We start from the raw sequence: 13,751 nt of genomic DNA, 5'->3' as shown, positions 1-13,751 counted from the left end.
CCTCCCAGCTGTTATTCCATATGTTGAAGTATCGAGCTGAATGCTTGCTCGACTGCCGAGGAGAATGCTTCCCCGTAATTATCATTACCCTCAATATTAAAAATAAGCATTGTCAGTTCATCTTTGAATCCAGGAAGCGGAATTATTTCATCCTTCCACGAAAGCACCGGATCTAAATTCGTCGTCAATACATCGACCATAAGTGGCCATACAGCCTGTGTTAAATGAAGATGCTCGTACCCTGCTTCTACTTCTAAAAGATAAACAAACGACAAGTTGTCTGAATCTGTTATCATCTTTCCAGCTGGTATACCTTGAGGCTTTTCTGCTTGTTCTGCTACTAAAAAGAGGATTTGTTCATCATTTCGAAGTCCACTATCAATTCGATTTTTAATGTTCACAATTTCTTCTTCCCTTCATGCGTCATTACGTTTATTCTATCATATGCTGCGCGGCCTTGCAGTCTAGAAAATGCGTTTCCCCACATAAATTGGTATACTAATGTTAAGTTATTATTTCGCGAGCGAACAGCTTAACGTCAGAAGGGACAGATCATGATGGATACGCACACAATTCGTACATTAATGGAAATAAATACACTCCAGTCTCTCGGAGCTGTTCAGACACAAACTGAACAAAATAACACATCCTCATCCCTCTTTAACACACTATTAGAGGAGATGTTAGGCGGCACATCCATAACGGATTCCTTATCTTCCGTTTCATCTACACTACTCGGAAACCTCAATACTATAGAAAGCTTGCGCTATGACGGAAAAAATGGTGTGTTTGAACCATCTTCTCTCAGCGCTATCCTATCCGCGGCGCAACAAAGTTCAGCTGTTCCCATGAAAAATACATCCATTGGGGATGACAGCTATCGCGATATTATTAGCCAAGCTGCAAACAAATATAACTTGCCCGATAAACTGATTTCTGCCGTTATCAAACAAGAATCGAACTTCAACAACGGTGTTGTCAGCCACGCGGGTGCACAAGGCCTTATGCAGCTAATGCCCGGAACGGCAAAGTTCCTAGGCGTAAAAGATAGTTTCGACCCTGTCCAGAACGTGATGGGCGGAGCCAAATACTTAAGACAAATGCTTAATCAGTTTGGCGGTAATATCGAGCTTGCCCTTGCTGCTTATAATGCAGGTCCCGGAAACGTAAAAAAACATGATGGGATTCCCCCATTCAAAGAGACACAGCAATACGTAAAAAAAGTGCTCGGCTATTTCAATGCATAAGATTGATAATCTAACCTACTGTTTCATGAACGGAGCGCTTTATTTGTGAAAAGAGTGCAGGGTTGATAGAATATCAATACAGTCAGAGCAAAGGAGATTGACATAATGATGCGAAAACCTTTGATCCCTTATGAGGAGATCGGTGCTACAAAGTTGTCGGAACTCATCGACCTGTTTTACGCTAAAGTGGCCGTACACCCGGACCTATACCCGATTTTCCCAGATGACCTGACAGAAACAGTACGCAAACAAAAACAATTTCAAACACAATATTTAGGTGGTCCCAATTTATATACTGAAGAACATGGTCATCCGATGATGAAAGCTCGTCATATGCCATTCCCAATTACACCAGTTCAAGCGGAAGCATGGCTAGCGTGCATGGCAGAAGCAATGGACGAAGTCGAACTTGAAGGAAATATACGTGATATCTATTATAAGCGCCTCGTCTTGACCGCCAATCATATGGTGAACAGGGCTGGGGAGGAGAAAACGTGAATCGACAAACATTACTGGAGAACCCAATCAGTACTTCCGCATGCATAAGGCCAATCGAGCTATATGTTTTCATCGATCCTTTATGCGGAGATTGTTCGTCGCTCCCGCCTTTACTCCGTAAATTACAAGTTGAATATGATCGCTATTTCACACTGCGCATTGCATTACGCACATCATTGCCTAAAATGAATCTTCAATGTCTGCATAAAGATGAGGATGAGCTGGCTTGTGAAAAAACACATCCAGCTTTCCCAAGTATTGCTGTTAAAACTGCAGAGTTTCAAGGCAAACGTGCCGGTTTTCGTTATTTATCAAAAATGCTTGAATATTCATTTTTGAAGTCAAGGAATGTATCGTCTTTTTCCGTACTCGTCGAAATCGCAAAAAAGTTAAATCTTGATGTAGACGAATTTATCCGAGACTTTTCTTCAAAAAACGTCTTGCGCTCTTTACAAGTCGATTTGTACATGGCCAAAGAAATGGAAGTCGACAAAGCACCTACTTTCGTCTTTTTCAATGAAAACATTGAAGATGAAGGATTAAAAGTGAGCGGCTTATACGACTACGATGTCTACGAACAAATTTTAGAAGAGTTAGTCGGCGAACCGATTCTGCCGGACATTCCCCCTCCACTTGAGGATTTGTTCCAACGTTTCGATACACTCTCCACAACAGAGATTGCTAGTATCTACAACATCACGGAAAAATCTGCAGAACGCGAACTCAAGAAACGCCTTCTCCAACAGCATGTCGAACGGATTCATTTCCAAGACATGACATTATGGCGTAAAAAAATGATATGAATTAAGTGAGCTACTTCATTGCCTGGAGATTCCGGGGAGAGAGGTAGCTTTTTTGTTGAGTGGGTTTTGGGTTGCTGGGTTACAGTTGATTAGTCGGAAAGGGCCATGACTTTATTTGGTCTGGCCATGACTTCACCGAGGCGCGCCATGACTAACCGACTCTTGGCCATGAAGTCAACGACGGGCCGTGACTTCTCCGAAGCGCGCCATGACTAACTAACTCTTGGCCATGAAGTCAACGACGGGCCATGACTTCATCGAGGCGCGCCATGACTAACTGACATTTTGCCATGAAGTCAACGACGGGCCGTGACTTCACCGAAGCGCGCCATGACTAACCGATACTTGGCCATGAAGTCAACGACGGGCCATGACTTCACCGAGGCGCGCCATGACTAACCGACTCTTGGCCATGAAGTCAACGACGGGCCATGACTTCATCGAGGCGCGCCATGACTAACTAACTCTTGGCCATGAAGTCAACGACGGGCCATGACTTCACCGAAACGCGCTATGACTAACCGACACTTGGCCATGAAGTCAACAACGGGCCGTGACTTCATCGAAGCGCGCCATGACTAACTGATACTTGGCCATGAAGTCAACGACGGGCCATGACTAACTAACTCTTGGCCATGAAGTCAACGACGGGCCATGACTTCACCGAGACGTGCCATGACTAACTGACTCTTGGCCATGAAGTCAACGACGGGCCATGACTTCATCGAGGCGCGCCATGTATAACTAACTCTTGGCCATGAAGTCAACGACACGCCCTATTCACCATAGCAATAATACACCTCATAAGAAAAAAGCCTTCCTAAAGCGAAAGGCTTTTCATAACTATCGATGATTCGTTTTCTTAGTACCTTTAATGTAAAATGTCCCGGTAGATTTTCCCTTCTTCACAAGTAACGACGAAGACAATACATACCGTGCTGCATTGGAATCTTTCAGGTTTAAAAACTTTCGGCACTCTTCGTTCGTAATGGAATTTTTCACCAGCATAAACCAATCATCGATACCTTTCGCGTATGGATTTTTGACATCTTTTTCGCAACCGCTACAGAGCCATGTCCTCAAACTCTTTCGTTGAAGTAACTGATGGCAATAATGACATATAAATCCTGTTCGCAAATCTTGATGGTTAATATGAAAATATGAACATAATGGAAAAGGGTTAAATTCATGTTGTTCTTTATCTATTTCCTTTGAAATTTCATTAATTTGGGCAGTCGAAAAAACTGTTTCGAATGGTCTAATTTTTTGCAAATAGAAAGGGATTTGCTTTTTATAAATAATAGGAAAGTCTTGGGGCACATCTTTCACTTTCGTGTTCGGATTTGCGAGAACGACTAAACCTAGTGTTTTCAGGTTAATCCCTCGTTGGCGGAACCATTCATCTAAATTTAATTTATTTGATTCGACTTGATAAACAGGGCAATCGATAATCGCTTGATCACCAGTTTCTAACACTTGTTCGAGATGTGGGGGGTTTTGGACAAATCGAATTGTGCCCTTAATATTTTTCACTTCAACGATTAAGACATACCGTTCTGTGATAATCAAAGTGTCAATCTGAAATGTGAAATTGGGGGAAACGCGTAATTGAACATCGGTAAATACTTTGGTACTTTCAGGAAATCGGGTACGTTCGATGTATGAATCGACGTTACACTCTCCAGAATAGCCTGCACTGATCCGATAAAGTTGTTCTTTTAAATGCTGAACTTTCCAATGATCAGGGGGTATGCGGGCAATCAAGCGTGGTATTCCTTTGAGCAGAGCAGGGGTACTCCTTTTAATGGGAATCAGTATTTTATTCACCCCTTAAATATAATTGATTATTCTATTTAATTATACGAAATGCTAACTTATATGGCAATAGTCTGCCGTAAATCCTTTTTTCATCACATTCCATAAAATATTGATTTTGTCATAATTAGTGACCCATTACGCGACTTCCCCTACTATCCATACAAAAGAAAAGAGCATTCGCTCCTGGGGGGGAGGGAATGCTCTTATTCAAAGGGAATGGGAGAAATGTTCACGTTCAAACAAAAGGGGTGTATGTTTGGTATGTGATTTATTTCACATCCTTACCTTATCACAAAATAATAGTAGCATCAAGAATTCACAATGATTTTCACATGACTGTCACAATGATGATTTCACCAATACGCCTTACTTTATATTTATATAGTAATATGTATAGAAGAAAAAGCCCTATCTCGACCAGAAATATGGCGGATAAGGCTTTTTGCTAGGTCAATTTAATTTATTTTTTCAAAAGAAGTGATTCAAGTTCGTTCAACTTTTCTTCGAAGACGCGGCATGCTTCTTCGATTGGAGCGGCACTAGTCATGTCGACGCCTGCTTTTTTCAGTACTTCGATTGGGTAATCGGAAGAACCGGCTTTCAAGAAGTTATTCACATAGCGTTCAACTGCCGGCTCTCCTTCTGTCAAGATTTGATTGCTTAGTGCGACTGCTGCACTATAACCTGTTGCATACTGATAAACATAATAGTTATAGTAGAAATGTGGAATTCTTGCCCATTCCAAGCCAATTTCCTCGTCGACGACTAGATCTTCACCGAAATATTTCTTATTGAGTGCATAGTACTCTTCTGTCAATTTTTCAGCAGTCAGCGCGACACCTTGCTGATCAAGCTGATGAATAAGGTGTTCGAACTCAGCAAACATAGTTTGACGGAAAACAGTACCTCGGAAGCCATCAAGCCAATAATTCAGCAAATAAATTCGTTTCTGCTCATCATCAATCGTTTTCAAAAGATGATCATTCAAAATAGCCTCATTCACAGTTGACGCGACTTCAGCTACGAAAATGGAATAACCGCTATAGACGAATGGCTGGCTTTTCCGTGAATAATAACTATGGACACTATGGCCGAATTCATGCGCGAGTGTGAACAAGTTACTGACGTTATCTTGCCAGTTCATTAAGACATATGGATTTGTTCCATAGGCGCCTGAAGAATAAGCTCCTGAACGCTTCCCTTTGTTTTCACGGACGTCTACCCAACGATTCTCAAGACCCTCTTTTACGATCGATACATACTCTTCACCTAGTGGGTGGAAACTATCAAGCATCGTTTGTTTAGCTTCGTCATATGGAACTTCCATGCCTGCATCTTTCACAAGCGGTGCATACATATCCCACATATGAAGTTCTTCCAATCCGAACACTTTTTTACGGAGCGCCACATAGCGCTGTAGCAAGTGGACGTTTTTATTGATTGTCGAAACAAGATTTTCATAAACCTGTTCAGGGATATGATTATTTGACATTGCCGCCTCGCGCGCAGATGAATAATTGCGGATACGTGCATTAACGTTATCGCCTTTTACATTACCTGAAAGCGTGGATGCGAAAGTATTTTGGAATTCGCTGTATTTCGAATACATTGCTTTGAAAGCATCCTCGCGAACACGCGGATCATCACTTTCCAAAAACCCTACATAACGGCCATGTGATAATTCTACTTCTTCACCTTTTTCATCTTTCACCATTGGGAAAGTTAAATCAGCATTGTTCAACATACTGAATGTTTCTGAAGAATTGCCCGTGACTTCTGATAGTTGTGCAAGCAAAGCTTCTTGTTCAGCAGGCAGCACATGTGGCCGCTGCGTGTTAACTTCTTCGAATTCTTGTTTATAAAGAGCTAGTCCCTCATGCTCAGTAACCAGCTTGTTCAAATCTGTTTCATCAATGGCCAGAAGCTCTGGCAAGAAGAATGATAATGCAGTTGCTACTTTCACGTAAAGTGATTTCACACGGCTATCCATCGCCTGATAGAAGCTGTTTGTCGTATCCTGGTCAGTCTTCAAATGCGCATACGTGTAAAGCCTGCGCAGTCTTTCAGAGAGGGTGTCACGGTATGTCAATGCAGTGTAAAGCGCATCTCCACCACCCGAAAGTGTCCCTTTGTAAGAATCTGCTTTACCGGAGAATTCCTCAACTTCAGCGAATTCTTTTTCCCATGCTTCATCAGTTGCAAATATGTCTTCGAGACGCCAAGTCTCCTCTACCTTTACTTCACCACGAGTTAATACTTTGTTCTTAGTTTCAGCCATCGTCACTTATCCCCCTTCTCCCATTACTTCGGGAAACGAATCAATCCTATTTTCTCAATTTTCATAACGCTTTGCAAGCAATCTTTCTGAAATTAGTTGAATTATTTTTTCTTCGTCAATAACTGTTCTGTTTTGACAAGAATCTACAGTCACGGAAATAAGGAAATCGCGGTAGGCTATGCACGCTTTGCCCTTTTCTTCCGATGGCTCTTCTAACCGAGAGACATATTTTCTAACCTGGCTGCGGGATATAGTTCTAACACTAATCCCCTTTCTTCTCAAATAATAAAGGAATGCTAATTGCCATTCACAGTCATGCTCGCGGAATGACTCGCCGAAAAGGACGGGCACTCCAATCCATTTTGGAAGACTCGTTGGTATCACGCGCAGTTCATAGCACATTCTTAGAAAAGGATTGTTCACCCCCCTTTTATTCAATAAAATACGGGATTGAATAAATTGATTGCGAATGGATAAATAAAGGGTTACATAACGGTAAATTTCTCGCTCTGTCGGGGTTTTTGGCCGAGCAAAAGGAAATATCTGCATCGATAATGGCAAAGTACGATGGATACCAATATAGCGCTTACCTGCGACATGAATAAGACTCGTAAAATAATGGAATCGTTCCGTTTGGGGGTTATATGTGAGTAAGAAATAGCCTTCAGGGGATGTATGTGTCAAGAAGCTTTCGTGGAATCTTGAAAAATCGAATGTACCGACACCTACAGGTAATGAACTAAATTTTGCTGGGGTATGCAAAATCCAGATGGGTTTCATATCTATACTACGATAACCTGCGGATCTAGCCTCTACGTCAGTAATGGGAATCGTACTGCACTGGAATTCAACGGCTAACGATTCAGATTGTGTCGTTATTAGGATATCAGGTCGTTGAGATAACATTCTTAAAAATGGTTCAAGTTCGACAAGCTCGGCATGTTTTTGAAAAAAAGCATACAATTGTTGCTTACCTTGAAGATGGCTGTAAGATTCACCTTCTGAGAATAAAGTAAGACAGGTAGAATCCTTCAGATGTGCGAAATGTGGGATGATAATATCTCCAACTTTCAACTGAACCGGAAAATTACATTGTGGGCAAAAGAATGATCGCAACTTTCGCCATTTGCGCAACCGTTCTCTTTCTAATTCCGGTGTAAGAACAACAAGTTTTCCTTCCTCTGTTTTTGCTGTGAGAATAATATTCAGCTCCTCCCTACATTAATAATACAAATATTCAGATACTAAAGCAAGTAAAAAAACAGCTACCATTTAAGATAGCTGTTTCTACTGTCCTTTATTTTGCCCCAAAGTATCGCTCTATTGTCACGAAAACATCTGAGTCCATGATAAGTTTGCCGTACTCTTCAATTCGATGAATCGTCATGTTTGACGGTTGACCGAATTCTGAAAGTACGCTAAACAGATCTGTCTTGCGAGAATCATCCATAATTTCATCGTCATATAACAAGTGTAAATAAAAGTTATTTTCAAACGAATATAGAGATGTCTTCACTTCATAATCTTTCATCTTCCCTGCTAGAGGAATAAGATCATCAAATTCGCTAAAGACAAACATATTGTCAAGCCATTCAAATGCTGCATCCCCTATACCTGGCATAGTATCATCATCATCGTCGTCATACATTTTGCCATGCTGGAACAGTTTTCTTGGATCATCGTTAGTGAATGGTGATTCAAGTGGTTCACCATCCTCAGACATTTGCGCACGTGTGACCGTCACTTCAATGCCGCCGCTCATCGCATGTACTTGAATCCATAATGGCCCCTCGACTTCAAACTCAGACTCGTCACTGACTTCGTCCATCATCTCCCAGAAGAGTTCCTCGCTCTTGTCGCGATTATACCAAACTTCCTCACGAGTAAAGCCACGCTCTTCGATATCAATATATGAAAGAAAAAACTTAACTGTATTTTCATTAATACGCTCTATTTCCATCCCTTTTCTCTCCCTTCCTATGGAACAGGATTTGTCCGGTTCCCTTCGATGTGTGAAAAAATCCTGCAATGCTTATACTTACTATATGACCGTCCTCTACGTTTTGAAAGGGTTCCGCCTTAGGACGTATAATTTTGATAGTAATAGCATTGTAGAGAACATCCACCCGGAAAGCAAGAGAAACACAAAAAGCCGATAGGTGTACGGCATTTTGCAATGTCAACCCCTATCAGCTTCACACTATTTTACGGATTAGTTTACCATGCGCCGCGCTTCAAGCAGCTGATAGGCTCTTACTTTTCTAGGTAGGAATCGACGAATTTCATCTTCATTGTATCCCACTTGAAGTCTTTTCTCATCAAGAATAATTGGTCTTCTTAAAAGACCCGGATGTTCTTGGATTAATTCATATAGGCGTTGTAATGGAAGACTTTCCACATCAACGTTTAATTTTTGGAATATTTTCGAACGAGTTGAAATAATTTCATCTGTTCCATCTTCAGTCATACGAAGTATTTCTTTTATTTCATCAATATTCAATGGTTCTGAAAAAATGTTACGTTCAGTATACGGAATCTCGTGTTCCTCTAACCATGCTTTCGCTTTTCTGCATGATGTACAGCTAGGTGAAGTAAATAATGTGACCATCATATGCTGACACTCCCTTTCAGTCGGCTCGAATGTTTTGATTTATATTTTTACGTTTAGATTAGAATTATTTTAAACTGTCTGCTTCTAATCCCTATTATACACATTTTCATTACAGATGAATACACTTTTTAAAAATTATTCGTTATCCCATACACTATTGTCACAGTTCCGCAACATAAGCGACTTTCATGAGTATGTGCATGTTCTCTATACTGTTATACCCGATGCAAGAATTAATTAAACATCTGCTTTGTCAAATAAAAAACTTTCTCATTTGGGTAGCTGCTAATTGAAAATAATTTAGTGTCTACATTATATAGTACGTCTAAATACGAGCAAAGGTTTCATATTAATTTAAAAAAATTCAGAAACATAAGGCTCACCACTGAAATTCTTTATCTATTTTGGTTTGTAATTAACATTTAGGGAATTCCTATTACCATGAATCCATGAATTTCACCGCATACTTACCATTATCTATATTCAAACACACAAAAGGACTGGTTCTCTTATCGAAAACCAGCCCAGTTGCTTCTATTTAAACTTACTTTGCAAAAGAATCGAATTCGCGCTGTGAACAAAGGACAAAATGCCCTGGTGTCACTTCACGCATGATTACTTCTTCATCCTGAAGATACTTATGTGACGTTGAATCGTAGCTTTTTCGTACACGGCTACGCTCATAAGCTGGATCTGGCAACGGAATCGCAGATAATAGCGATTGCGTATAAGGATGTAAAGGCGCCGTATAGATCGTTTCGGCTGGTCCAATTTCGACAAGTTTACCGAAATGCATAACACCAATTCGATCTGAGATATATTTCACCATCGACAAGTCATGTGCGATGAATAGATATGTCAGTCCTCTTTCTTCTTGAAGCTCTTTCAACAAGTTGACGACTTGCGCTTGAATAGATACGTCCAAAGCTGAAATCGGTTCATCTGCGATAATGAATTCTGGTTCTACAGCAAGCGCACGTGCAATTCCAAGACGCTGACGTTGACCACCAGAGAATTCATGTGGATAACGATTGGCATGCTCACGGTTCAATCCTACCGTCTCAAGGAGCTCATGAACACGTGCAGTACGTTCTTTCGTATTCTTCACAAGACCATGAATATCGAGGCCTTCAGCGATGATATCAAGCACTTTCATACGCGGATTTAATGATGCATATGGATCTTGGAAAATCATCTGCATTTTCCGGTTGAACGCTTTTAGTTCTTTTTTCGATTTTTTCGCATGGACATCGACGCCATCATAAATGACTTCCCCGCCTGTCGCATCGTAAAGACGGATGATTGTACGACCGGTTGTTGATTTACCGCAACCAGATTCACCAACAATACCAAGCGTTTCGCCTTTATAGATGTCGAATGTTATATCGTCAACAGCACGTACTTCATTCTTTGTTCCCACATTGAAATACTGTTTCAAGTTTTTGATTTCAAGTAATTTTTCAGCCATTATCGAACACCTCCTGCATTGCCTTCATAATACCGGCTGCCAGGGAATCTCTTCATTCGCTCTATGACCGCTATCGGCGGATCCACTTGAGGTGCATCCGGATGGAGTAGCCACGTCGCCGCATAATGTGTTTCACTTACTTTAAAGAGTGGCGGAACTTGTTCCAAATCAATCTTCATCGCATATTCACTACGCAGTGCAAATGCATCTCCTTTCGGAGGATCCAACAAATCGGGTGGCGTGCCTGGAATCGCATATAGTTTCTCTGCAGATGTATCCAGTGACGGCATTGAACTTAGAAGCCCCCACGTATACGGATGCTGCGGATTATAAAAGACTTCATCAACCGTTCCCACCTCGACGATTCGACCGCCGTACATGACCGCAACACGGTCTGCAACGTTAGCTACGACTCCAAGATCATGTGTGATGAAAATGATTGCCGTATCAATTTTCTTTTGCAAGTCTTTCATCAATTCTAAGATTTGCGCTTGAATTGTAACATCCAAGGCTGTCGTCGGCTCATCCGCAATGAGAAGCTTTGGATTACATGCCAAGGCAACAGCAATGACGATACGTTGACGCTGTCCACCAGAAAATTGGTGAGGGTATTGTTTCAATCGCATTTCTGGTTTAGGCATCCCAACCAGAGTCAACAATTCAATAGACTTTTTCCGAGCTTCGGGTTTACTAAGTTTTTGGTGTTTTAGCAGTGGCTCCATAATCTGGTTACCAATCGTCATTGTCGGATTAAGTGAAGTCATCGGATCTTGGAAAATCATCGAAATGTCTTTTCCTCTTACTTTTTGCATTTCTTTTTCAGAAATCTTCAGAAGGTCTCTTCCTCCGAATAAAATCTCACCATTTTTGTACTCGGTACTAGACTTCGGAAGGAGCCGCATAATCGATTTCGTCGTTACCGATTTACCTGAACCTGACTCACCAACTATAGCGAGCGTCTCCCCTTTAAATACTTCAAAATTAACCCCTTGAATCGCTTTCACTTCTCCTGCAAATGTATGGAAGGAAAGCTCCAGGTTTTTCACTTCAACAATTTTCTCCATTTCGCTTTCCTCCTTTAATCTTTCATTTTCGGATCAAGTGCATCACGTAGTCCATCCCCAATTAAGTTGAACGCAATCATAAGTAAACTTATGACAACCGCCGGGAAGAACAAAATATGTGGCTGATACTCAATGAATTTATAACCATCATTAATTAGTGTTCCAAGAGAAGCATTCGGCGCTTGAAGGCCAAGTCCTATAAAGCTTAAAAATGCCTCGAAGAAAATTGCGGTAGGAATTGTGAACATCATATTTATGACAATAATCGCCATGATATTCGGCAATAAGTGCTTGCTGATAATTCGTGTATCGCTTGCACCTAAAGTTTTAGCTGCCAAGACGAATTCCTGAGTTTTATATTTAAGAACTTGTCCGCGTACAATACGGGACATTCCAATCCATCCTGTTATCGATATGGCTATGATAATGGACAATATGCCCGGATCCATGATCATAATCATAAGAATAACGATGACCAGTGTCGGAACTCCAATTAGCACTTCGACAATTCGTTGCATGACATCGTCGGTTCGACCTCCGTAATAACCGGAAATTCCGCCGTAGATGACGCCTATCACAACATCAATGATAGCGGCTACAAATGCGATTAACAGTGAGATTTGCGTTCCTTTCCAGAGACGTGAAAACAAATCGCGCCCTAGGCTATCCGTGCCGAACCAGTAGTTAACTTCTACTTTCTTTAACTCATACAGATTAACTGTTTTAGAACCCAGTTTACCTTCGCCATCAAAAATACCTAATTTTTCAAGCCCTGGAATTTTAGGCGGCAAGCTTGCATGCGCAACTTTTACATCCTCTGGATCATGTTCAACCATGAAAGGACCTGCAAATGCCATAAATACAATAAACACAAGAATGAACATACTGACGATAGCCGCTTTGTTTTTACGGATCCGAAGCCAAGCATCCTGCCAGAAACTCAAACTCGGTTTCGAAATTTTTTCGGCATGCGAGCTATCGATTGTAATCCGCTCAAACGAATCTTTTGGTAGTTTCTTCATGTTAGTAGTCATTACTTGGAACCTCCAGACAAACGGATACGCGGATCAATGACCCCATAAAGAATATCCACTATTAATATAATCACAATTAGGAATACCGAGAAGAACATTGTTGTACCCATGATGACAGCGAAGTCGTTCGAGTTAATTGATTTAACGAACTGTTCACCTATACCTGGGATTGCGAAAATCTGCTCAACTACAAGTGATCCTGTTAATAGTCCTGCTGCAACTGGTCCAAGGACTGTGATTAGCGGAATAAGCGCATTACGGAATGCGTGTTTGAAAGCGATTTCAAACCAATTTGCGCCTTTCGCTTTTGCTAGCAAAATATAGTCTGAGCTTAATACTTCTATCATTTCTGTTCGGATGAATCTTGCTGCGATAGCAATAGGTCCCATCGCAAGTGCGATTGAAGGTAGTATACTGGACTTCCAACCTTCCCACAGGCCAACTGGTAGCACTCCAAGCCATACTGCAAAGACATATTGCAGCAATACTGCAAAAACAAAGGACGGTATGGAGATACCGAGAATTGCGATAATGGTACTACCATAATCCCAAACTGTATTTTGTTTCAACGCGGCAATCATTCCGAGAATAATTCCGATTAAGGTCCCGAAAATAAGTGCCTGAGATCCTAAAATCGCCGAGTATTTCAGTTTTTTCACAATAAGTGTTGTGACATCTGCATTTTTATATTGAAACGATACACCAAAGTCACCTTTTGCAAGGTTCCCCATATAGCGGGCGTACTGTACGGGAATCGGATCGTTCAATCCATACTTCTCATAAACGACTTCCCTTTGCTCAACGGATAATTTTGCTGCGGAAGCTAACGGGGACCCTGGAAGCAGTTTCATTAGAACAAATGTAAACGATGCTATCAAGAATAGTGATAGGAACATATAAATCACACGTTTAGTGATATACTTTGCCATT

General features: G+C 41.1%; 13 protein-coding genes. 3 read left to right on the top strand and 10 right to left on the bottom strand.

Going from position 1 to position 13,751, the window contains the following annotated elements; genetic code table 11:
* Positions 1 to 11 precede the first annotated feature (11 nt).
* Positions 12 to 401: a UPF0738 family protein gene (locus MKZ26_RS19940; protein WP_187045522.1), complete on the bottom strand. Its 390-nt coding sequence runs from the start codon at positions 399 to 401 to the stop codon at positions 12 to 14.
* A gap of 153 nt (positions 402 to 554) precedes the next feature.
* On the opposite strand from MKZ26_RS19940, the gene MKZ26_RS19935 reads away from it, so the two are divergent.
* The 3 genes from MKZ26_RS19935 to MKZ26_RS19925 all read left to right on the top strand — a co-directional run bounded on the left by MKZ26_RS19935 (position 555) and on the right by MKZ26_RS19925 (position 2,548).
* The gene (locus MKZ26_RS19935) at positions 555 to 1,247 is read left to right on the top strand and encodes a lytic transglycosylase domain-containing protein (protein WP_340767321.1); all 693 of its coding nucleotides are present in this window, start codon (positions 555 to 557) and stop codon (positions 1,245 to 1,247) included.
* Between the two features lie 105 nt (positions 1,248 to 1,352).
* Positions 1,353 to 1,745 carry a globin domain-containing protein gene (locus tag MKZ26_RS19930; RefSeq protein ID WP_067211850.1) on the top strand — a complete coding sequence of 131 codons (393 nt, stop codon included), beginning with the start codon at positions 1,353 to 1,355 and terminating at the stop codon, positions 1,743 to 1,745.
* Positions 1,742 to 2,548, top strand: a complete 807-nt coding sequence (locus MKZ26_RS19925; protein WP_340767320.1) for a DsbA family protein — start codon at positions 1,742 to 1,744, stop codon at positions 2,546 to 2,548. Before MKZ26_RS19930 ends, MKZ26_RS19925 begins: the two co-directional genes overlap by 4 nt.
* An 843-nt stretch (positions 2,549 to 3,391) precedes the next feature.
* On the opposite strand, the gene MKZ26_RS19920 is transcribed toward MKZ26_RS19925, so the two are convergent.
* The 9 genes from MKZ26_RS19920 to opp3b all read right to left on the bottom strand — a co-directional run bounded on the left by MKZ26_RS19920 (position 3,392) and on the right by opp3b (position 13,750).
* Complete coding sequence (locus tag MKZ26_RS19920; RefSeq protein WP_340767319.1) at positions 3,392 to 4,312, bottom strand: nuclease-related domain-containing protein; 921 nt, start codon at positions 4,310 to 4,312, stop codon at positions 3,392 to 3,394.
* A gap of 514 nt (positions 4,313 to 4,826) precedes the next feature.
* The gene (gene pepF / locus MKZ26_RS19915; protein ID WP_340767318.1) at positions 4,827 to 6,644 is read right to left on the bottom strand and encodes an oligoendopeptidase F; all 1,818 of its coding nucleotides are present in this window, start codon (positions 6,642 to 6,644) and stop codon (positions 4,827 to 4,829) included.
* A 54-nt stretch (positions 6,645 to 6,698) separates the two neighbouring features.
* Complete coding sequence (locus MKZ26_RS19910; RefSeq protein ID WP_340767698.1) at positions 6,699 to 7,844, bottom strand: competence protein CoiA; 1,146 nt, start codon at positions 7,842 to 7,844, stop codon at positions 6,699 to 6,701.
* Between the two features lie 97 nt (positions 7,845 to 7,941).
* On the bottom strand, positions 7,942 to 8,604 hold the full coding sequence (gene mecA, locus MKZ26_RS19905; protein WP_338655626.1) for an adaptor protein MecA: 663 nt from the start codon (positions 8,602 to 8,604) through the stop codon (positions 7,942 to 7,944).
* Between the two features lie 252 nt (positions 8,605 to 8,856).
* A complete protein-coding gene (gene spxA / locus MKZ26_RS19900; RefSeq protein WP_186669618.1) occupies positions 8,857 to 9,252 on the bottom strand; it encodes a transcriptional regulator SpxA in 396 nt (131 codons plus the stop codon).
* Positions 9,253 to 9,799: 547 nt separating this feature from the next.
* A complete protein-coding gene (locus tag MKZ26_RS19895; RefSeq protein ID WP_067211875.1) occupies positions 9,800 to 10,723 on the bottom strand; it encodes an ABC transporter ATP-binding protein in 924 nt (307 codons plus the stop codon).
* Positions 10,723 to 11,787 (bottom strand): ABC transporter ATP-binding protein, encoded by a 1,065-nt coding sequence (locus MKZ26_RS19890; RefSeq protein ID WP_340767317.1) that lies wholly within the window; start codon positions 11,785 to 11,787, stop codon positions 10,723 to 10,725. The genes MKZ26_RS19895 and MKZ26_RS19890 overlap by 1 nt, the downstream gene beginning before the upstream one ends.
* 14 nt (positions 11,788 to 11,801) lie before the next feature.
* On the bottom strand, positions 11,802 to 12,821 hold the full coding sequence (opp3C, locus tag MKZ26_RS19885; protein WP_067211880.1) for an oligopeptide ABC transporter permease: 1,020 nt from the start codon (positions 12,819 to 12,821) through the stop codon (positions 11,802 to 11,804).
* Positions 12,821 to 13,750 (bottom strand): oligopeptide ABC transporter permease, encoded by a 930-nt coding sequence (gene opp3b, locus MKZ26_RS19880; protein WP_067211883.1) that lies wholly within the window; start codon positions 13,748 to 13,750, stop codon positions 12,821 to 12,823. The genes opp3C and opp3b overlap by 1 nt, the downstream gene beginning before the upstream one ends.
* Position 13,751 lies beyond the last annotated feature (1 nt).

It is taken from the genome of Sporosarcina sp. FSL K6-6792 (assembly GCF_038004885.1).
Taxonomy (GTDB): Bacteria; Bacillota; Bacilli; order Bacillales_A; family Planococcaceae; genus Sporosarcina; species Sporosarcina psychrophila.
This window is presented reverse-complemented; position numbering and strand designations above follow the sequence as displayed.